This window comes from Mycobacterium sp. BMJ-28 (genome assembly GCF_054404835.1).
The window spans coordinates 3,556,875-3,577,388 of the sequence record NZ_CM136783.1; the positions used below are offsets into that span (position 1 = coordinate 3,556,875).

General features: G+C 66.5%; 16 protein-coding genes. 8 read left to right on the plus strand and 8 right to left on the minus strand.

What is annotated here, in order from left to right; genetic code table 11:
- The first annotated feature begins 51 nt into the window (after nucleotides 1-51).
- Together ACXPWS_RS17705 and ACXPWS_RS17710 are read left to right on the plus strand one after the other, a co-directional pair.
- Entirely contained in the window at nucleotides 52-240 is a 189-nt protein-coding gene (locus tag ACXPWS_RS17705) for a hypothetical protein (protein WP_458707914.1), read from the plus strand.
- Nucleotides 241-350: 110 nt separating this feature from the next.
- Entirely contained in the window at nucleotides 351-1,076 is a 726-nt protein-coding gene (locus ACXPWS_RS17710) for a hypothetical protein (protein WP_458707915.1), read from the plus strand.
- 2 nt (nucleotides 1,077-1,078) lie between these two features.
- Here the strand turns inward: ACXPWS_RS17710 and dnaE are convergent, their stop codons facing one another.
- Nucleotides 1,079-4,615, minus strand: a complete 3,537-nt coding sequence (gene dnaE / locus ACXPWS_RS17715) for a DNA polymerase III subunit alpha (protein WP_458707916.1) — start codon at nucleotides 4,613-4,615, stop codon at nucleotides 1,079-1,081.
- A 150-nt stretch (nucleotides 4,616-4,765) separates the two neighbouring features.
- Here dnaE and ACXPWS_RS17720 point away from each other — a divergent pair, with 150 nt between their 5' ends.
- From ACXPWS_RS17720 to ACXPWS_RS17730, 3 genes are read left to right on the plus strand one after another with little or no spacing between them, the layout of a single operon-like run.
- Nucleotides 4,766-5,698, plus strand: a complete 933-nt coding sequence (locus ACXPWS_RS17720) for an ATP-binding cassette domain-containing protein (protein ID WP_458707917.1) — start codon at nucleotides 4,766-4,768, stop codon at nucleotides 5,696-5,698.
- Complete coding sequence (locus tag ACXPWS_RS17725) at nucleotides 5,695-6,432, plus strand: ABC transporter permease (RefSeq protein ID WP_458707918.1); 738 nt, start codon at nucleotides 5,695-5,697, stop codon at nucleotides 6,430-6,432. The genes ACXPWS_RS17720 and ACXPWS_RS17725 overlap by 4 nt, the downstream gene beginning before the upstream one ends.
- Complete coding sequence (locus ACXPWS_RS17730) at nucleotides 6,429-7,238, plus strand: ABC transporter permease (protein ID WP_458707919.1); 810 nt, start codon at nucleotides 6,429-6,431, stop codon at nucleotides 7,236-7,238. The genes ACXPWS_RS17725 and ACXPWS_RS17730 overlap by 4 nt, the downstream gene beginning before the upstream one ends.
- Before the next feature lie 14 nt (nucleotides 7,239-7,252).
- On the opposite strand, the gene ACXPWS_RS17735 is transcribed toward ACXPWS_RS17730, so the two are convergent.
- On the minus strand, nucleotides 7,253-8,554 hold the full coding sequence (locus ACXPWS_RS17735; RefSeq protein WP_458707920.1) for a UDP-glucose dehydrogenase family protein: 1,302 nt from the start codon (nucleotides 8,552-8,554) through the stop codon (nucleotides 7,253-7,255).
- 339 nt (nucleotides 8,555-8,893) lie between these two features.
- Between ACXPWS_RS17735 and ACXPWS_RS17740 the strand changes: the two genes are divergently transcribed.
- Together ACXPWS_RS17740 and ACXPWS_RS17745 are read left to right on the plus strand one after the other, a co-directional pair.
- Nucleotides 8,894-9,727 carry a glycosyltransferase gene (locus tag ACXPWS_RS17740; protein ID WP_458707921.1) on the plus strand — a complete coding sequence of 278 codons (834 nt, stop codon included), beginning with the start codon at nucleotides 8,894-8,896 and terminating at the stop codon, nucleotides 9,725-9,727.
- 332 nt (nucleotides 9,728-10,059) lie between these two features.
- Nucleotides 10,060-11,067, plus strand: coding sequence for a glycosyltransferase (locus tag ACXPWS_RS17745; protein WP_458707922.1), 1,008 nt, complete (start codon nucleotides 10,060-10,062; stop codon nucleotides 11,065-11,067).
- An 11-nt stretch (nucleotides 11,068-11,078) separates the two neighbouring features.
- Here the strand turns inward: ACXPWS_RS17745 and ACXPWS_RS17750 are convergent, their stop codons facing one another.
- The 5 genes from ACXPWS_RS17750 to lspA all read right to left on the minus strand — a co-directional run bounded on the left by ACXPWS_RS17750 (nucleotide 11,079) and on the right by lspA (nucleotide 18,602).
- Nucleotides 11,079-12,746 carry a glycosyltransferase family 39 protein gene (locus ACXPWS_RS17750; protein ID WP_458707923.1) on the minus strand — a complete coding sequence of 556 codons (1,668 nt, stop codon included), beginning with the start codon at nucleotides 12,744-12,746 and terminating at the stop codon, nucleotides 11,079-11,081.
- 129 nt (nucleotides 12,747-12,875) lie between these two features.
- Nucleotides 12,876-16,046, minus strand: a complete 3,171-nt coding sequence (locus tag ACXPWS_RS17755; RefSeq protein ID WP_458707924.1) for an MMPL/RND family transporter — start codon at nucleotides 16,044-16,046, stop codon at nucleotides 12,876-12,878.
- Nucleotides 16,047-16,130: 84 nt separating this feature from the next.
- On the minus strand, nucleotides 16,131-16,985 hold the full coding sequence (rarD, locus tag ACXPWS_RS17760; RefSeq protein WP_458713579.1) for an EamA family transporter RarD: 855 nt from the start codon (nucleotides 16,983-16,985) through the stop codon (nucleotides 16,131-16,133).
- A gap of 46 nt (nucleotides 16,986-17,031) precedes the next feature.
- Nucleotides 17,032-17,946: an RluA family pseudouridine synthase gene (locus ACXPWS_RS17765; RefSeq protein WP_458713580.1), complete on the minus strand. Its 915-nt coding sequence runs from the start codon at nucleotides 17,944-17,946 to the stop codon at nucleotides 17,032-17,034.
- Between the two features lie 11 nt (nucleotides 17,947-17,957).
- Nucleotides 17,958-18,602 carry a signal peptidase II gene (lspA, locus tag ACXPWS_RS17770; protein WP_458707925.1) on the minus strand — a complete coding sequence of 215 codons (645 nt, stop codon included), beginning with the start codon at nucleotides 18,600-18,602 and terminating at the stop codon, nucleotides 17,958-17,960.
- A gap of 90 nt (nucleotides 18,603-18,692) precedes the next feature.
- On the opposite strand from lspA, the gene ACXPWS_RS17775 reads away from it, so the two are divergent.
- A complete protein-coding gene (locus ACXPWS_RS17775; protein ID WP_458707926.1) occupies nucleotides 18,693-19,157 on the plus strand; it encodes a hypothetical protein in 465 nt (154 codons plus the stop codon).
- Here the strand turns inward: ACXPWS_RS17775 and ACXPWS_RS17780 are convergent.
- On the minus strand, nucleotides 19,139-20,464 hold the full coding sequence (locus ACXPWS_RS17780; RefSeq protein WP_458713581.1) for a DNA polymerase IV: 1,326 nt from the start codon (nucleotides 20,462-20,464) through the stop codon (nucleotides 19,139-19,141). The genes ACXPWS_RS17775 and ACXPWS_RS17780 overlap by 19 nt on opposite strands.
- Nucleotides 20,465-20,514 lie beyond the last annotated feature (50 nt).

Below are 20,514 nucleotides of genomic sequence, written 5' to 3' on the forward strand. Positions count from 1 at the left end.
GATCCAGTGTTTCGGTTGTCCGAACTCTTGGTTACGCGCTATCGTCGACCTATGACCACGCCAGCCGAAGTACGTATCGCCGGGGTGCCCTGGCCGACGTACAAGCTGATCGCCCTCCTGGTGGGCGCGCTGGTGCTGATCGTCGTCGGAGTGGCCACCGCCAGTGCGCCCGCCGCCGTGCTCAGCGCGGCCGCAATCTCCTCCGTGGCCTGGGTCGTCCTCGGCCGCAACCGGCGCTGACCACGCGGCTCGCCGCTTCCCAGCCCTTCGCGGCTCGCCGCTTCCCAGCCCTTCGCGGCTCGCCGCGGAAGATCCAGCGGGCAGTCAGCCCCGGCCCCCACACTTGACCGATGGAACCGACCCCCTCGGAAGCGTTCGTCAAGCGAGCCGAACGCATCGCCGCGGACGCCGAGCATCATGTGCCGTCCTGGTTGCGTCCCGGCGAACCGGAAAACCGGCTGCCGGTACTGGCGGCGATCCTGCTGGCGGTCGCACTGCAACGCGCCGTACCCGAGCGCTACACCGTGGTGCCGAGGTGGCCGCTGCTGGTCATGGAATTACTGCTGGTGCTCGTTCTGGTGGCGATCAACCCGCTGCGACTGTCTCGGCGTACCACCGCCGCCCGCTGGGGCAGCCTGGCTCTGACCGCGGCCATCACCATCGACAACACCGCCTCGGCGGTGGTGCTGGACTACCGGATCCTCAGTGGAGACGTCAGCAACGATGCGGCCGTCCTGCTCGGCAGTGGCGGTGCCATCTTCATCACGAACGTGCTGGCCTTCGCGCTGTGGTACTGGGAGCTGGACCGCGGCGGGCCGTTCGCCCGGCACGCGGCCGAGCAGCCCTACCCGGATTTCCTGTTCCCGCAGATGTCGGACCCGGACAAAGCAAAACCCGGGTGGCGACCGACCTTCGTCGACTACCTCTACGTCAGCTTCACCAACGTGGTGGCCTTCTCCCCCACCGACACCATGCCGCTGGCGCGGTGGGCGAAAATGCTGATGACCGTGCAGTCACTGGTGTCGATGTCGACGATCGCGTTGGTCATCGCTCGCGCGGTGAACGTGCTGAAATAGCGTCAGCCGCCCAGACAGCCCGGCCCCAGCAGCGCCTTGAGGTCTCCCATCAGCGCCGACGACGGTGTCACCCGCAGCGATTGATCCAGCTCCAGCGTGGTGATCCGCTCACCGCTGATCAACCGCAGATGCACCTGCGCGGTACCGGGATGCCGAGCCAGCACCTGTTTCAGCGCGGTGACCTTGTCCTGCGTGCACTGGCGGGTGGGCAGACTCAGCGCCAGCGGCCGGTCGGCCTGGGCATTCGAGAAGTCCGGCACCACAAGGTCATTGGCGATCAACGAAATGCGGTCATCGCGGATGGCCACCTTGGCACCCACCAGCACCACGGCATCGTCGGCGATATCGGCCCCGAAGGCCGAATAGGTCTGCGGGAAGAACAACACCTCGATACCGCCGGTGAGATCCTCCAATTGCGCTGAGGCCCAAGGCAACCCGTTCTTGTTGACGCGACGGTTGACCGAAGCCAGGATGCCGCCGATGCGCACCTGGGTGTCGTTGGCGATATCCCCTTCCAAGATCGCCGGGATCTGGGTGTCGACCTGGGCGTTCAGCAGGTGCGCGACACCGTCGAGCGGATGCCCGGACACATACAGCCCCAGCATCTCGCGCTCGAGCGCCAGCTTGTGCTTGCCGTCCCACTCACCGTCGGGCACCGGGATGGTGAACACCGACTCGATCCCCGAATCGGCGTCGCCGCCGCCGAACAGGTCGAACTGGCCGATCGCCTCGGCTTTCTTAGTGCCCAGCACCGAATCCACCGCGTCCGCGTGCACCAGGAACAGGCCCTTGCGCGGATGCCCGAGCGAGTCGAACGCCCCGGCCTTGATCAGCGATTCCGTCACCTTCTTGTTGCACGCGGTGATGTCGATCTTGTTCAGATAGTCCGAGAAGTCGGTGTACTTGCCCTTCTCGTTGCGCCCGTTGATGATCGACTGCACCACGTTGGCGCCCACGTTGCGCACGCCGCCGAGCCCATACCGGATGTCGTGGCCCACCGAGGCGAAGTTGTGCACCGATTCGTTGACATCCGGTGGGAGAACCGTGATTCCGAGCCGGCGACAATCCGACAGGTAGATCGCGGCCTTGTCCTTGTCGTCCCCGACCGAGGTGAGCAGCCCGGCCATGTACTCGGCCTGAAAATTGGCCTTGAGATAGGCGGTCCAGAACGACACCAGCCCGTAGCCGGCGGCATGGGATTTGTTGAACGCGTATCCGGCGAACGGGAGGATGGTGTCCCACAGCGCCTTCACCGCGGCCTCGGAGAAGCCGTTGTTCGTCATGCCCTCTTTGAAGCCCTTGTACTCGGCTTCGAGCACCTCGAGCTTCTTCTTACCCATGGCCTTTCGCAGCGCGTCGGCCTTGCCCATGCTGTAGCCGGCGACCTTCTGGGCGATGAACATGATCTGCTCTTGGTAGACGATCAGGCCATACGTCTCGGCCAGGATCTCCCTGAGCGGTTCCTCCAGTTGCGGGTGGATCGGCTTGATCGGCTGACGGCCGTTCTTGCGATCCGCATAGTCGTTGTGCGCATTCATGCCCATCGGACCAGGCCGGTACAGCGCCAGCACGGCGACGATGTCGTTGAATCCGGTCGGCTGCATCCGGCGCAGCAGATCCCGCATGGGGCCGCCGTCCAGCTGGAAGACGCCCAGCGTGTCTCCGCGGGAGAGCAATTCGTAGGTGGCCGGATCATCGAGGGGCAGGTGATCCATGTCCAGGTCGATACCGCGGTTGGCCTTGATGTTCTCCAGCGCATCCCCGATGACGGTGAGGTTGCGCAGCCCCAGGAAGTCCATCTTCAGCAGGCCGATGGCCTCACACGACGGGTAGTCCCAGCCGGTGATGATCGCGCCGTCCTGCGCGCGCTTCCACATCGGGATGGCGTCGACGAGCGGCTCGGAACTCATCACCACCGCGCAGGCGTGCACGCCGGCGTTGCGGACCAGGCCTTCGAGCCCGCGCGCGGTCTCGTAGATGGTGCGCACGTCGGGATCGGTGTCGATCAACGCCCGCACCTCGGCGGCTTCCTTGTACCGCTCGTGGGTGGGATCGGTGATCCCGGCCACCGAGATGTCCTTGGCCATGATCGGCGGCGGCAGCGCCTTGGTGATCCGGTCGGCGATCGCGAAGCCCGGCTGACCGTAGTGCACACGGGCCGAGTCCTTCAGCGCCGCTTTGGTTTTGATGGTGCCGAAGGTGATGACCTGGGCCACCCGGTCACTGCCCCACTTCTCCGAGGCATAGCGCACCATCTCGCCGCGGCGGCGGTCGTCGAAGTCGATGTCGATATCGGGGGCCGACGGGCGTTCGGGGTTCAGGAACCGCTCGAACAGCAGGCCATGCGGTATCGGGTCGATATTGGTGATGCCCATGCCGTAGGCGACCAGCGAACCGGCCGCCGAACCACGGCCGGGACCGACCCGGATGTTGACCGACTGGGCGTAGTTGATCAGGTCGGCCACGATCAGGAAGTACGACGGGAAACCCTTGTCGCAGATGACCTTGATCTCGTAGTCGGCGCGGTCGATGTACTCCTGCGGCACGCCGTCGGGGAACCGGCGGGCCAGCCCGGCGCGGACCTCGTGGTGCAGCCAGCTGGCCTGGTCGTGGCCATCGGGCACCGGGAAGATCGGCATCCGGTCGCGCGGGGCCCACACATCGGCGTAGGACTGCACCCGCTCGGCGATCAGCAGGCTGGAGTCACACGCCCCGGGCACCTGCGGGTCCCACAGCGCCCGCATGTCCGCCGCCGACTTCAGGTAGTAGCCGTCGCCGTCGAACTTGAACCGGGCCGGGTCCGACAGCGTCTTACCGGTCTGGATGCACAGCAGGGCTTCGTGGTTGTGCGAGGCCTCGCGGGTCACGTAGTGGCAGTCGTTGGTGGCCAGCGGCGGGATGCCGAGTTGGCGGCCGACCTCGAGCAGGCCTTCGCGGACCCGGCGCTCGATCTCGATGCCGTGGTCCATCAACTCCAGGAAGAAGTTCTCTTTGCCGAAGATGTCCTGCCATTTGGCGGCGGCCTCCACGGCCTCCTTCTGATGACCCAGCCGCAGCCGGGTCTGCACCTCACCGGACGGGCAGCCGGTGGTGGCGATGATGCCCGCCGAATTCTCGGCGATCAGCTCGGCATCCATCCGGGACCACTTGCCCAGCTGTCCCTCGAAGGAAGCCATCGAGGACAGCTTGAACAGGTTGCGCAGCCCGGTCGCGTTCTCGGCGACCATCGTCATGTGGGTGTAGGAGCCGCTGCCCGAGACGTCATCGCCCTTCTGGCTGGGGTCGCCCCACGTCACGCGCTTGGTGTTGAACCGGGAAGCCGGCGCGATATAGGCCTCAATGCCGATGATCGGCTTGATGCCGGCGTCGGTGGCGATGTTGTAGAACTCACTGGCGCCGAACATGTTTCCGTGGTCGGTCATCCCGATCGCGGGCATCTCAAGGCGCTGCGCCTCGGCGATCATCGGCTTGACCTTCGCCGCACCGTCGAGCATGGAGTATTCGGTGTGGTTATGCAGGTGCACGAAGGATGAGCTCATAGGAACGCCAGTTTATGGGTGCCCACCGACAGTTCTCGGCGTGTCGCGTGACGTGTCTGCTCATCCGGCGTGGGGACGCCCGGCGGGGTACGGCGCAACCCCGCGACCGTAGGTCTCACATAACCGGCGACGGCTGTATCGTATGACTCCGTGATCGAGCTCAATAATGTCGCCAAGACATTCGGCGGTAGCGTTCCCGCCCTTCGTGACGTGAGCTTTTCTGTTCCGACCGGGTCCGTGTGCGCGTTGCTGGGGCATAACGGCGCGGGCAAGACGACGACGGTCAACATTCTCTCCACGTTGCTGAAACCGTCGTCGGGCACAGCGGTCGTCGCCGGTTACGACGTGGTGCGCGAATCGGCAGAGGTCCGTCGCAGCATCGGCGTCACCGGCCAGGACGCGGCCCTGGATCTGCGCCTCACCGGCCGGGAGAATCTGGTGCTGTTCGGCCGGCTGCGTGGCCTGCGCCGCGCCGAGGCCCGCAGCCGGGCAGACGAACTGATCACCCAGTTCGACATGGAGAGCGCCGCCGACCGTCAGGTCAGCGGTTACTCCGGCGGGATGCGGCGGCGTATCGACATCGCGGTGTCACTCGTCGTGCCACCCAAGGTGCTCTTCCTCGACGAGCCCACCACCGGGCTGGATCCCCGCAGCAGGCGGGATGTCTGGAATCTGGTGTCCTCGCTGAAGGCGCAGGACATCACCGTCCTGCTGACCACCCAGTACCTGGAAGAAGCGGACATCCTCAGCGATTCCATCGTGATCCTCAATCACGGTCAGATCGTCGCCAGCGGCACCGCCGATGAGCTCAAGAGCCAGACCGGCAGCAGCTATTGCCAGATGACCGCGGTGAGCTCCGAGGACCTGCCCCGGATCGCGGCGGCGCTGGCGGACTTCGCCGAGGTCGAGATCGACGCGGACACCAGCTCGGTTTCGGTCCCTGCACCGCAGGGCGTGGCGACGCTGTCCGAGGTGTTCCGCCGTCTCGATGAACTCGGTGTCGAACTGCTCGACATCTCGTTGCGACGTCCGTCGCTCGACGAGGTGTTCCTTCACCTGACGACACCGGCCGCCACCGCGTGAACGCACAAGCCATCCTCACCGCCCGCATCGTCAGCCGCAGCCGGGTGGACCTCATCTTCGCGGTGGTGGCGCCGTTGCTGGGATTGGTCGGCCTGACGTTTCTGCTGCGCGGGGTGATCAACACCGGTGAGATGAGTTACGCGCAGTATGTGCTGCCCGCCGTGGTGGTGCAGGCGATGCTGTTCGGTGCGTTGACCACCACCGACCGTGCCGCACACGAGAAATCGAGTGGGATGGGCATCCGGCTGCGCACGCTGCCCATCTCGCAGTACTCCTCGCTGATCGCCAGGATGAACTACTGCGTGATCCGGGGCGCGCTGGCAACTGCTGCCTCCGTCATCGCGGCGCTGGTGTTCGGTTTCCGGTTCACCACCGGACTGGGCTACGTGGCAGCATTTTTCGCGCTGGCCCTGATTCTGACCCTGGCGCTGTCCCTGGGCGCCGACGCCACCGGCGCCAAGGCGGGCCGGACCGAAGTGGCCAGCCAGCTGCTGATGGTGCCCCAGTTGCTGCTGGTCCTGCTGTCGACCGGAGTGGCACCCCTGGAATCTTTCCCGACGTGGCTGCAACCGTTTGTGCGCTACCAACCCATCTCGCAGATCACCGAGACGCTCCGCGGGTTCACCAGTGGTCACGTCGTTGCGGGCAACCTGCTCGCCAGCCTGACCTGGTGTGCGGGCCTGCTCATCGTGTTCGGCTGGATCGCGCTCCGATTGCAAAGGCGGACCCAGTGAGTGACGCAGTGACTTCCGCCGTGCCGCACCAGAATTCGATGCTCACCGAGAGCTGGATCTTTGCCGGCCGGCTGTTCATCCAGTGGCGCCGGTATCCGACCGTGCCGCTGCAGTCCCTGCTGTTTCCGACGGTGTTGCTGATCACCTACAGCCTGCTGGTCGGCAAATCGATGGTGCGGCTCACCGGTAGCAGCGGCCTGGACCTGTTGATCCCGGTATGTGCGGTGGCGGGGGCGCTGTCGGGTTCCCTCGGGGCCGGCATGACGATGCCGTACGACCGGGAGAGCGGTCTGCTGACCCGGCTGTGGGTCATGCCGGTGCAGCGTGCCAGCGCACTGGCCGGGACGCTGCTGGCCGAAGGGGTACGCACGCTCGCCGGAACGGGACTGATCCTGGCCACCGGTTACAGTCTGGGTTTCCGGTTCGACGGTAACTTCCTGGCCCTCCTGGTCTACCTGCTCATCCCGAGCCTCGTCGTCGTCGCTTTCGCGATGATCGTGGTATCGCTCGCCCTGCGCGCCGAGGGCCGCACCATTCTCGCCTGGGTCGGCACCGGCAGTATGGGACTGGCGTTCTGCGCACTCATCCCGGTCGACAAGATTCCGGCGGTGTTTCGCCCGATAGCGCAGTACCAACCCGTCGCCCCCGCCATCGAGGCCATGCGCGCGCTGTCACACGGAGCGGATGGGATCTGGCTGCCGCTGGCGGTGACCGTGGTCTGGATCATCGTCATCAGCGCGGCTTTCGGACCGCTGGCGGTCCGCAACTATCGCCAGGCAGCCGAGACGGGCAAAGTCGGGGACTGACCCCGGTCGCCGGCTCAGACCAGGTAGGTCCAGCCGTTCTTGATCCACCATTCACGGTCCAGGCACATCCGGCCGTCGATCACGGTCCTGTTCCGCACGATGGTGCTGAGATCGGCCGGGTTGATCTGGACGAATTCGGACCATTCGGTGAGCACCATGACCACATCGGCCTTCTCGCACGCCTCTTGCACGGAGGCCGCGTACGAAAGGGTCGGAAACACCGCGCGGGAGTTCTCGATGGCCTTGGGGTCGTAGACCGTCACGGATGCACCCTGCAATTGCAGCTGCCCGGCCACGTTGAGCGCGGGTGAGTCCCGCACGTCGTCAGAATCGGGTTTGAACGCCGCACCGAGGATCGCGATGTTGGCGTTCAGCAGCGAGCCCTGGCACGCCTTGCGCGCGACGTCCACCATCCGGGTCCGGCGGCGCATGTTGACGTTGTCCACCTCACGCAGGAAAGTCAGCGCCTCCGAAGCGCCCAGCTCCCCCGCCCGGGCCATGAAGGCCCTGATGTCCTTGGGCAGGCAGCCACCGCCGAAACCGATACCGGCGTTGAGAAACCTGCGACCGATGCGCGCGTCGTACCCGATCGCGTCGGCGACCGCCCGCACATCCGCGCCAACCACATCGCAGACCTCGGCGATCGCGTTGATGAACGAAATCTTGGTCGCCAGAAAGGCATTGGCCGACACCTTGACCAGTTCCGCGGTCTCCGGATCGGTGACGATGAAAGGCGTCTCGAGTTTGAGGATGTCGGCATAGACCTCGCGGGTCAGCGTTTCGGCCCGGCCGCCTTCGCGGCAACCCAGCACGATCCGGTCCGGGCGCACCGTGTCCTGGACGGCGTAGCCCTCCCGCAGAAACTCGGGGTTCCAGGCGATTTCGATGGTCGCGCCCTGGGAGCGCGCCTCGGCCCGTTCGACCAGTTTGGCGCAGGTGCCCACCGGCACCGTGGACTTACCGAGGATCAGAACGTCGTTTCGCACCAACGGGGCGAGGTTGTCGATGACGGCCTCGACATAGCGCAGATCGGCCGCGGACTCGCCCTTCTTCTGCGGCGTACCGACCGCGATGAAGTAGAGCTCGCCCCACTCGGCGGCGACGGCGTAGTCGTCGGTGATGGTCAGCTTGCCCGACTCCAGATGCTTGCACAGCAGGTCGGCCAGCCCGGGCTCATAGAACGGCACCTCGCCGTTGCCCAGTTTGGCGACCCGTTTCGGGTCGACCTCCACGCCCAGGACGTCATGGCCCAGTTCGGCCATGCACACAGCATGGGTCAGTCCGAGGTAACCCAGACCAAAAACAGTCAGACGCACGAATCGATCTCCCTGTCCACGCTGTGATCGCCGACATCCGAGCCGGGTCGGCGGGCCGCCGCTGCGAAATCGGCGGGCAAACTCTGGCAGCCGACTCCGATGAGACTACTTCATCAACCGTGCCGAAGTTGCGGCATGGTTGCAGCTGCGCAGCTCCACCGGCTGCCACGGGCAGTCACCGGCCACGGCCGGGGCAACGGGTACCATTTCCGGGAAACGACAATGTGACGTGTCGCAGCAACAGCGGCCAACGAGGGCCGATCGCGCCGCGGACGATCTTTCGCATCCACTGACTCCAGACTGAGCCGCACCGCGCCATGAGAGGGACCAGTTACCGCCATGTCTAGCCAGTTGCCCGTGATCGCCGCCATTCCCAACTACAACATGGGTCATCACCTGCGCAAACTGCTGCCGCAGGTGCTTGCGCAGGGTTACGACCGGGTGTACGTCTTCGATGACGGCTCCACCGACGACAGCGTCGAGGTGGTCAAGGAATTCGGCGGCAAGGTCGAGATGATCGTGGCCGACACGAATCAAGGGTGCACCGCAAACCGCAATCAGGTGCTCAAGGTCATCGACGGCGACGAGTTGATCCACTTCATCGACGCCGACATGGATCTGGAAACCGAGAACATCGCCGACGTGGCGCGGGAGCTGGCCGCGCGGTATGCCGACCGGGGCGTCGGTGCGATCGGCGGCCTCGTCAGCCGTGCCGACGGCAGCCAGGAGCCGTACAACTTCGGGCCCGCATTCTCGCTGGAGACCCACCTCACCGGTGTGCCCCCGGTGCTCGACCGACTCCGGGATCGGCCCCAGTTGGCCCGCACCATCCAGCGGACGGTCCGTCCCATCGTGAAGAACTACCCGAACGTCCTCGATGCCCCGCAGCCGCAGCAGACGTTCTGGCTGCACGAGGGCAACATGCTGATCTACGCCGACGTCTACAAGTCCATCGGCGGTTACGACGTCAACATGCGCAACCATGGCGCCCAGGACCTCGCCATCCGGTTGGAGAAAAAAGGCATCAAGCGGTGGTTCGACCCGAGCATCGAGGTGGTCCACCACTACATCGACGTCCGTGGCAAGAAGCGCAAGAAGCAACAGTACGAATCGCTGCGCTATCTGCTCGGCAAGCACGGGCCCAAGGCGTGGCTCACCGGGACCTACCGCTGACCCGGGCGTTTCACGCAGAAAAATCTTTTGGGCGATCCCACGCAATGTAGGCAAAAGTGACGGGCGCCACATAGCGCGCTCACAGCCTGGTCGTTCCACCCAAGGGTCTCCCGCCAGCAAAATCACGAGCAGATCGCCGGTGCGATGAGCGCACCCGGTGGCCCAAAAACCGCCTAGTACCAGCCACGTTGGGTTGCTACTGTCCGGCCATGACGACGCGGGGGACGGTCAAGAGAGCGCTTGTCGGCAGACACCCGGTATCGCGGGCCCAGGCGTGGCGATCCGCCACGCCAGGTCTGAGCCGTTCTTCGGCATCGCCGGTACGCGTGCACATGTGGCCACAGTGGGTCGAGAACCCTTACCTGCCCAGCCTGATCGATTCGTTGTGCGCCGAGGGTGTCGACGCGAGTTCCTCTCCCCTGCTGTATCTGGGTGCCAACCGGCTCCGGCCAGGTGACTGGCTGCACCTGCACTGGCCAGGAGAGACGCACCTGCATCGGAACCGGTGGCTCTACCAGACCAGGGCCGCGGCGATCCGGACCCGGTTACACGCGCTGAAGCGGCGAGGCGTGCGCATCGCGTGGACCGCACACAACCTCGTGCCGCACGACGATCCGCATCCGGACCTGGGGCACCGCGCCCGCCGCGATCTGCTCGCCGTCACCGATCACGTCTTCGTACACTTCGACGGCGCCCGTGCCGAGTTGGCCGAGCGGTTCGGCTACCGCGGGCCGTGTACCACCGTTCATCATCCGCACTACGTCGAGGACTATCCGGCCCCGCCGCCGCGCGCGGAGGCACGCTCGCGGCTGAACATCCCGCCGGATGGATTCGTCGCGCTGGCGTTCGGACGTATCCGTCCCTACAAGGGCGTGCGAAACGTCATCACGGCATTCCAGGACATCGCCGGTGACCGGGATCGTCTGATCATCGCGGGACCACCGCAGGGAGATGTCAGCGCCGAATTGGGTGCCGCGGCCGGTGATTCACGAATCATCGTGCACGCCAAGCACATTCCCGCCGACGCGGTGCCGATGTACTACGGCGCGGCCGACGCGGCGGTGATCGCCCAGCGCGAGTTCTTCACCTCCGGCAGCGCCGTCCTGGCGCTCAGCATGGGTTGCCCCGTGGTCGGGCCGGCATTACATCAACTCGCCGACCTGGCCGGCGCGCAGCGGCTCTTCGCCGTCGAGCCGACCGCACAGGGCCTGGCCGGTGGCCTCGCGGCCGCACGGGCAGCCGCCCCGGTCATCGACCACAGCAAGGTTCGCGAATGGACGATGCATTACGGCAACTGGCGCGACGCGGCCACCCGCACCGCGAGCGTGCTGCGCGGCTGACCCGTCATCGGTCAGTGCCGGGTGAGCCGATACACCTCGGCGCCGCCCATCGAGGCGCTGACACCCAGATGGTCGGCCACGTAGCCACGGTCCGCGAACTCCTTCAGGATGGCCCGCCGCTTGGCGATGGTGTTGCCGTAAGTGTCACCGAACATCACCTTGCTCACGTAATAGAGGTCGCGGTCCCGGGTGCCCGACAGATCGGGAAAGTCCTGGAGCAGTTGGTCCTGGCTGGCCACATAGGTCGGCACCGTCGGCGCGACCGGCCACAACGCGGGCGGGACGATACCGCGGCGGTCCGAATCCAGGACAATCGCCGCATTCCCGCCGGGCACCAGCGACGCGCCCTGATGCTGCGAGGACACGAACACCGCAGTCCCGATGATCACGCCGACGAGCTGGTACACGAACAGCATCGCGAGCACACCGATCACCGTCGCGGACCGTTGCGCGGCAACGGCAAGACCGACGAACAGGAACGGGGTGAGGAAGAACAGATACACCGGGCGCATCGAATGCTCCGGACTGACGCACAGCAGGAACAGGGCGACCATCGCCAGCCAGCAGCCCACGAACAGCTGCAGTGGCGCCGAGTCGGCGGTGACCTTGTAAGCGAGGCGCCCATGCCGATGCCGCCACAAGAACCGGACCGCGACGACCAGTACCGGAACCATCACCACGGCGGTGATGAGCCATCCGGCGATCGACACCGCGTCGATCTGGTAGGCCGGATCCAGCGGCACGAACGTCTCGAACACCGCGGCGAGCACTCCTGCCACGCGCACCGGCAAACCGGCCCAGGTGAACGGCTGCGCCTGCGCCCCGCCACGGTGCACCGAGTTCATGAATTCCGGCTCGACCACCACGAATGCGATCGCGGCCACCACATAGGCCCCCAACAGCAATGCCAGGTCCCGGTAGCGTCGGCCGGTGACCAACGAGGCGCCGATCACCAGCAGCACCGCGGTGGCGGGCACCAGGAACAGGAACTGGGTCAGCATGCCGCCGGCGACCACGGGGGCCATCGCCGCCAGATAGCGCCCCCGACCGCGCCGAAACCACAGCACCGTCAGCAGCAGCAACGCGGCCGCGAAGACGGTGAGCAGCGCATACGGACGAATCGCCGCGCCCGCGGACCGCGCCGACATCGTCACCGCCCAGGTCAGCACGACCGTGACGCTGATGCCCGCCGGCACCGACAGCGCCGAACAGGTCGCGAAGATCAGCAATCCCGCCACGGCGATGAGCAGCACGTTCAGCGTGAGTGCACCGGGGATCGACACGCCGAACACGACGAACCAGAGATGTAGCACCCAGAAGTACAACGACGGATGAATATCGAAATCGGCCATGTCCGTGCGGATTTGGTCAAAACAGCCCGGGATGTGTAGACGCCAGTAGTCCTGCCATGCGCTGGCCTGGATCCATTGTTGGGTCGGGATCCCACCGGCGTAGCGACCCTGATTGCAGGTGACACCCAGCATGGTGATGCCGTCGTCATGCGCCAGGAAGTTCGAGGACAGCGCGCGCACGATCAAGGTGACCGCGACGATGACCACGAACACGGCGGCGATGCGATACGGCGAAGACGTCCGCAGGACCCGCGTATGCAGCCTGACGGTCAACTCGCCGCTGCGTTCCATCACTGAGCCGAGAATGTGACCGTCCCATCCGCTCATGACCGCGGCGGTCACAGAGCCCGGACCAGGGATGTGACGGCGCATCGGCGACCGACGGGCATCACACTCTCACGCCGTCGGCGGCACTGCAACAGCAACGTCAATTATGAGCGCGGGCTTTATCCGGGCTTATTCGATGCGCCAGGCCCGGGTGACCAGCGACGCGTTGGCGGCCGCCTGTCCGAAATCGGTGTCGGCATCGTCATCGTCGAAGTCATCGAGCCACTCGGCACTGCCGCCGCCGGCAGCCGCCGCGCCCACGGTGGCGGCCACCGGCGCGGCGATCCGTCGCCGTCGGGCGAACTCCTTGACCGGGGGCGACGCCGGCCACCAGTTCTTGTCCCCCAGCAGAACCGCGATGGCCGGCACGGTGATGGTGCGGACCAGGAAGGTGTCCAGCAGCAGACCGACGCCGATGATGAAACCCATCTGCACGATCGCCGCGATGCTGCTGACGGTGAGCGCCAGCATGGATGCGGCGAAAATCAGACCGGCCGAGGTGATGACACCGCCGGTGGCACCGACCGTGCGGATGACGGCCGCGCGGATACCCCGATGCGCCTCCTCTCGGATCCGGGAGATCAGCAACAGGTTGTAGTCGGCGCCCACCGCGACGAGCACCAGGAACGTCACGCCAGGGATGTTCCAGAAGATGGGTTGTTTGAGAATGAACTGGAAGAACACGACGGTGATCCCGAGGGCCGACATGTACGACAACACCACGGTCACCACCAGGTACAGCGGCGCCAAGATGGCCCGCAGCAGCACCACCAGGATGAGGAACACCACGACCAGCGTCACCAACACGATGTAGCGGATATCGGCGTTGTAGTAGTCCCGGATGTCGTTCTGGCCGCGGGTGAATCCGACCATCGTCACCTGCGCGTCGGCCAAAGTGGTGTTGGGACGGGCACTTTCGGCTGCCGTGATGATGTCCTCGACCTGGTCCATGGCTTTGGTGCCGAACGGGTCGAGCGCGGTCTGCACCAGATACCGGGCGGTGTGCCCGTCCGGCGAGATGAACAGTTTGGCGGCCTTCTCGAACTCCGGCCGGGTGAGGATCTGCGGCGGGATGTAGAAACCCGACATCGACGGGTCCGCGGCGTCGCGCTTCATCGCCAGCAGGAAATCTGACGCTTGGCCGAGGCCGCCGCCCATCTGCCGGGTCTGGTCGACCAGCACCTTGACGCCCTGAGCCAGTTTCTCGCTGGAGTCGGCGAGCAGGTTGGCACCCTTGGTCAGCGTCTCCAGTTGACTCTTCAGTGCCACCGGATCGGTGGCCTTCAGCTCGTCGGCGGCGGTCAGCGCCGTGTTCAAATTGGAGTCGATGCCCGATAGCTGGTCGTGCAGGGACGCGTCGTCGGTGGTCTCCAGCTCTTGTGCCGCCACCTTGATCTGCATCATGGTGCCGTCCTGATAGGCGTTGAGCAGACTCGTCATATCGGTCCGTACCGCGCGGCAGGCGGGGTCGATCGAGCACCACGGCACCGAGTTCAGTACCTGCAGCGCGGGCTGCAGCCAGACGGCGTTGGTGACCACGGCGTCCATCCCGATGCCCAGCTGCTTGCCCAGGTTGTGCAGGCCGTCCACCAACTGGGCGCTGGCGCTGGCTCGTTTGATCGTGCCGGTGCCCCCGTACTCCTTGTCTATCTCCACCAGTGCATTCAGCATGGTGGTCAACGGACCGGCGGACTGAAGCACCTGCTCCCGGAGCTTGTTCAGCGCGTCGGCGAGCTGGCGCGCACCATCGGTGAGCGCGGTGAGGTTGCTGTCGTTCTGCGAGATGAGGTTGGTGGCCTCTTCCATCTTTTCGCCGACCTCACCGGCCTGATGGGTGGCTCTGGCCTCGGTCAGCATCTCGCCGTTGGGCCGGGTGATGCCACGGACGGCGTCGATGTTCGGCAGCTGAGCCACCCGCGCGGCCATCTGTTCCATATCGGCCAGCGCCCGCGGCGACCGCAGATCCTGTGCGTCGGAATGGATCACGATGAACTGCTGCATCGAGTTGCTCACCGGGAAGTGGGCGTTCATCGTCTCGTAGGAGTCGTTGCTCGCCGACTTCACCGGCAGGTTCTTGCGGTCGTCGAAGTTGAAGTTCACCAACAGCGCGCAGCTGGCCAGCGTGATCAGCAGGATCAGGCTGGCGACCAGATTGAGCCAGGGCCGGCGCACGATGTTCACGCCGGACAGCCGCCAGAATCGGCCGGTGATGTCCTTACGCGGGTTCACCCAGCCGCGCCGGCCCGCCAGCACGATGAACGCCGGCAGCAGGGTCACCGACGACAGGAAACCGATGAAGATGGTCACCGCGAGCGCCGGGCCGATCGTCGAGAAGACCGCCAGCTTGGTGAACATCAGCGACATGAAGGTGATGGCGACGGTGCCCGCCGAGCCGGCGATCACCTCGCCGATCGACACCAGGGCGGCGATGATCGCCTTGTCGGAGGCCATTCCGCCGCGGATGTACTCCTGATATCGGCTGAACAGGAAGACCGAGTAGTCGATGCCGGCACCGATCATCATGCCGGTGATCAGCATCAGGGTCTGCGGGCCCAGGCCCAGGCCGATCAAACCGAGACCGGCAACGACCTGTTGTGCGGTGCCCAGCGAAATGCCGATGGTCAGCAGCGGGATCAGCATCGCGACGATATTGCGGTAGACGATGATCAAGATGAGCAGCACTGTGAGAACGGTGGCCGTCTCGATGATGTGCTGATCACGCAGCGCGATGCCGGTGACGTCCTCCATGGTCGCCGCCGCGCCGACCACACTCGGTTTCAGCGTGGTGTTGGCCGTCACCTCGTCGATGATCTTCATGGCGTCGCGGTACGCCTGTTGCCCCCGGCCCGTGCCCATCGTCCCGAACAGGCTGACCGGCAGGTTCCACGCCTTGCCGTCCTTGCTCTGCATCGCCTGCCGGAGCTCGGGGATGTGCACGAAATCCTGGGTGCCGATCACCGAGTCGGTCTTGGCCCGCAGCTTGTCGACCAAGGTTCGGTAGGTGACCTCGTCGTCCTTGGACAGCCCGTTGTCATTGACCAGAATGACGGCGACCATATTGCTCGCCCCGGCCTCGTTGAACGCTTCCTTCATCTGCTTGCCGGCGGCCAGCACGGGCGCGTCCTTGGGCAGGAAGTCCGGCGGATTCCGCGCGGCGACGGTCGCCAGGGGTGGCAGTGCAGCGAACAAGGCGCCGCAGACCACCAACCACGTGACGATCATGAGCACCGGATGGCGGACGATAAGTCGGCCACTGCCCGCCAAGAAGGCATGGGCGCTCACGTTGGGACGTTTGAACATTGCGGACCAGGCTACAGGTTTCCGCTGCTGAGTTGACCGCGGCTCGGGTAATACCGGCGCCGCTCAGCAATCTTCTCAGGTTGTTTATACATTGCCGTCCCCGGAAAGCGGCCGGCGCGCTGACCGCGTCCGGAGGCCGGCATCGACGCTGAACACCGCCAGTGCGACCCAGATCAGCGCAAACCCGAGCCAGCGCGCGGGTGGCATCGGCTCGTGGCCCACCAGCACACCCCACGTCATTTGCATGATCGGCGTCAGATAGAACAACAGCCCCATTGTCACCATCGGCAAACGCTGGGCCGCCGCGGCGAACAACAACAGCGGGATTGCGGTGAGCACACCCGAGAGCACCAGCAGCACGACGTGCGCCGCGCCGTGCCCGAGGAACGTGCCGTGCCCCGCCGTCTGGAGCACCGCGAGATAGCCCAGAGCAAACGGCGCCGCGAGGCCGGCCTCGACGCCGACACTGACCCGCGGGTCGGCGTCGACCGTTTTCTTCACCGCCCCGTACAGCGCGAAAGAGAGCGCCAGCCCCAGCCCGATATAAGGCAGCGACCCGACCTCCACCGTCAGCACCGCGACCGCCGCCACTGCGATGCCCAGGGCGGCCAGCTGCGCGCGGTTGAGGCGCTCCCGAAAGACCAGCACGCCCAGCGCCACCGTCACCAGCGGATTGATGAAGTATCCCAGCGCGGCGTCGACCACATGACCGTTGTTCACCGCGTACACGTAGATGGCCCAGTTTGCCGAGATCAGCACCGCCGCACCGGCCAGCAACGACCACGTCCGCCCGGTCATCGTGCGCAGGTCGCCCAGCCGGCCGACCAACATGATCACCGCCGCCATCAGGACCAGACTCCACACGATGCGGTGCGCCAGGATCTCCATCGCGCCGGCGGGTTTGAGCAGGGGGAAGAACGCGGGAAACAGTCCCCACATGCCGTACGCGCCGGCGCCGAACAGCAGTCCGGATCGGCGGGTCACGTCACGGCTCGTGGTGGCGCAGCACGTCCAGGGCGTGTTGCAGATCAGCCGGGTACGGGCTGGTGATCTCGATCCGCCGGCCGTCGGCGGGATGCGCGAAAGCCAGCGAGCGGGCGTGCAGCCATTGCCGCTCCAGCCCCAGTTTCTTGGCGAGCTTGGGATCGGCTCCGTAGGTCAGGTCACCGCAGCACGGATGGTGCAGCGCCGAGAAGTGCACCCGGATCTGGTGGGTGCGACCGGTTTCCAGGTGCACATCCAGCAGGCTGGCCGCGACATGAGCTTCCACCGTGTCGTAATGGGTGACGCTGTGCCTGCCCTGTTCGGTGACCGCGAACTTCCAGTCGTGCCCGCGGTGCCGCCCGATCGGCGCGTCGATGGTGCCACTGGACGGATCCGGATGGCCCTGCACCAGCGCGTGATAGCGCTTGTCGACGGTGCGTTCCTTGAAGGCCCGCTTGAGCAGCGTGTACGCCCGCTCCGAGATCGCCACCACCATCACACCGGACGTGCCGGCGTCCAAGCGGTGCACGATGCCCTGCCGTTCGTGCACACCCGAGGTGGTGATGCGGTAGCCCGCCGCCGCCAGCCCGCCCAGCACCGTCGGGCCGGTCCAGCCGACGGACGCGTGCGCGGCCACCCCGGCGGGCTTGTCGACGGCGACGATGTCGGCATCGGAGTACAGGATCGACATGCCTTCGATGTCGACGGGAGTGTTCTCGATCGGTGCCGGGGCGTCCGGGATACGCACCTCCAGCCACGCGCCCGCGATCAGTTTGTCCGACTTCCCGGCGGCGGCGCCGTCCAACTCGACGCCACCTTCCTCGGCGATCGCGGCGGCCGCAGTGCGGGACAGGCCCAGCAACCGCGCCAGACCCGCGTCCACCCGCATCCCGGCCAAGCCCTCGGGCACCGGCATCGAGCGGGTCGTCACTCCGGCGACTCGGCGTCGTCGCCCTGAGCGGGCGCCGCCTCCGGTCCCGCGGCAGCGGGCCGGTCCGGCCGGCGCCGGCCATCGGTGTCGAAATCGAAGCCGAACAACGACAGCACCACCAGCAGGATGGCACCGCCCACCACGGCGGGGTCGGCCACGTTGAACACCGGCCACCAGCCGATGGACAGGAAGTCGACGACGTGACCACGCAGCGGCCCGGGCGACCGGAAGAAGCGGTCCACCAGGTTGCCCAGCGCACCACCGAGAATCATGCCCAGCCCCAGCGCCCACCAGGGCGACACCAGCCGGCGGCCCATCCAGATGATGCCGATCACCACGCCGGTGGCCACCAGGGTCAACACCCAGGTGTAGCCGGTGGCCATGGAGAACGCGGCGCCGGAATTGCGCACCAGAGTCCAGGTCACGGTGTCCCCGATGATGGACACCGGCTGCCCCGGCGTCAGGAGGTGCACCGCGAGCACCTTGCTGACGATGTCCAGTGCCAGCACCACGCCGGCCACCGTGAGCAGCAGGGGCAGTCGCCGCCGCGTTCGCGGTCCGATGCGGCTCTCCGCAGCGACGGGGACGGCCGAGCCCGCCGCACTGTTCGCGCTCGATCCAGCCGCTGTTTCGTCAGTCACGCGTCCATCATCCCAAACGCCGCGGCGGTGGCGGGAAACGCGCCGCCCGAAGTGGCTGACAGCGTCGCGGCGGCCGGGTATCCATGAGTCGTGGAGCGGGTTCGGCGGATCGCCATCGCAGCGGTGATTTCGGTCGTGCTGCCGGTCGCCCCGGCCGGCGCGCAACCCCCCGTCGGCGCCGATGCCGTCGATTCCTATCCGGTCGCACAGGGCAATTACTCATCGCCTGCCCCCGGCGATTTCTACTGGGTGTTCTTCAAGACGCCGGACGGCCGAGCCTGCGGGATCGGGCCGAACGGCGGCCCGGTCGGTTGCGACGCAGTGCCTCATGACGTCACCGACTTCGATCAGACGGTGGTGAACTCGTGGGGTCCGGCCGGCTACCAGAAGTCCGGCACCAGGACGTTCACCCGCGACGTCGACGTGCTGCCGGAGGGGCACCGGCTGGAGAACTGGGGCGCCGGTTGCGGTGTGGGCTATCAGGGCACCGTGACCTGTAAAACCTACGGCGGCCATGGCTTCACGCTGTCGGCCACCTATTCGGTGCTCTGGTAGAGCGCATCGAGATAGGCCTGCCAGTCCAGGCTGTCGATGGGGTCGGCGCGGGTGATTTCGTCATCGTCGGCGGCGAACGTCCGGGCCACGCCGGGCCCGCTGGCCCGCGTCTCGAACCGCACCGTCAGCACCCCGTGTCCGGCGCCCTGCACCCAGCCGTGCCCGTAGCGGGCGTGCGACACATCGTCGCCGATCCGCCACGGGGTGAGCGCGGCGGCAATGGTCGGTGGCGCCGGAGCCGGTTGTTCGGCGATATCGTCGCCGCTCTGGTCGAGATCGGGGAACAGTGACTCCTGCTGCACCGGCGACAGACCCGAAAAGCCCACTCCGACAAGGCGGATCGGTCCGACCTCGACGGGGTCGAGCAGCAGCCGGCGGGCGGTGGAGATCAGCGTCGCCGCATCGGTGGTGGCATACGGCAGCGTCGCCGAGCGGGTCAGGGTGCTCATATCGGATTTCTTCAGCTTCACGGTGACGGTGCGGGCGCCGCGGCCGTCCTTGGTCAGCCGCCGGTGCGCGTGTTCACCGATCGGGCCGGTGGCATCGCGGAGCTGATCGAGGGTGCGCAGGTCCTCGGCGAAGGTCGACTCGGCGCTGATCTGCTTGGCCTCGGCACGTTCGGCGACCGGCCGGTCGTCGATGCCGCGGGCCAGCCGATGCAGGGCGGGCCCCACGGTGCCGCCCAGGATGTCGGCGACCTCGCCGTCGGTCAGCGCGGCGAACGCGCCGATGGTCTCGATGCCGAGCCGGTTCAGCTTCTCCCCGGCGACCGGGCCGATCCCCCACAGCCGCCGCACCGGCAGACCGTCCAGCAGCGTCCGCTCGCGGCTGCGGTCGATCACCCGGATGCCATCCGGCTTGGCCAGGCCCGAGGCGATCTTGGCGACCTGCTTGCCCGAGCCCGCACCGACCGACGCGACCAGCCCGGTCTCCGCGGACACCTTGGCGCGCAACGCTTCACAGAACCGTTCGACCTCGGCCGGGCCGGCACCGGCGAGTTCGGCCGGTTCCCCGAACGCCTCGTCGAAGGACAGCTGTTCGAGCACCGGCACCACGGACCGCACCGTGTCGAACACGCGTCCGCTGGCCACCCCGTACACGGCGCCACGCGGCGGCAGTACCACCGCGGGCGCACCGACCAGCCTGCGCGCCTGGTGCATCGGCATCGCCGAGCGCGCGCCGAACACCCGCGCCTCATAACTGGCGCCGGCCACCACGCCGCGCCCACCCAGACCGCCGACCAGCACGGGACGCCCGCGCAGCGTGGGCCTGGTCAGCTGCTCGACGGACGCGAAGAACGCGTCCATGTCGAGGTGCAGGACCCAGCGCTCCACGGTTGTCGATGCTATGCGGCGGG

Excerpts from the sequence above, each read along its gene's own strand:
- ACXPWS_RS17705 (WP_458707914.1), top strand. The coding sequence starts at position 52 with ATGACCACGCCAGCCGAAGTACGTATCGCCGGGGTGCCCTGGCCGACG.
- ACXPWS_RS17710 (WP_458707915.1), top strand. The coding sequence starts at position 351 with ATGGAACCGACCCCCTCGGAAGCGTTCGTCAAGCGAGCCGAACGCATC.
- dnaE (WP_458707916.1), bottom strand. The coding sequence starts at position 4,615 with ATGAGCTCATCCTTCGTGCACCTGCATAACCACACCGAATACTCCATG.
- ACXPWS_RS17740 (WP_458707921.1), top strand. The coding sequence starts at position 8,894 with ATGTCTAGCCAGTTGCCCGTGATCGCCGCCATTCCCAACTACAACATG.
- ACXPWS_RS17745 (WP_458707922.1), top strand. The coding sequence starts at position 10,060 with ATGTGGCCACAGTGGGTCGAGAACCCTTACCTGCCCAGCCTGATCGAT.
- ACXPWS_RS17750 (WP_458707923.1), bottom strand. The coding sequence starts at position 12,746 with ATGAGCGGATGGGACGGTCACATTCTCGGCTCAGTGATGGAACGCAGC.
- ACXPWS_RS17755 (WP_458707924.1), bottom strand. The coding sequence starts at position 16,046 with ATGTTCAAACGTCCCAACGTGAGCGCCCATGCCTTCTTGGCGGGCAGT.
- rarD (WP_458713579.1), bottom strand. The coding sequence starts at position 16,985 with ATGTGGGGACTGTTTCCCGCGTTCTTCCCCCTGCTCAAACCCGCCGGC.
- ACXPWS_RS17765 (WP_458713580.1), bottom strand. The coding sequence starts at position 17,946 with ATGCCGGTGCCCGAGGGCTTGGCCGGGATGCGGGTGGACGCGGGTCTG.
- ACXPWS_RS17780 (WP_458713581.1), bottom strand. The coding sequence starts at position 20,464 with ATGGACGCGTTCTTCGCGTCCGTCGAGCAGCTGACCAGGCCCACGCTG.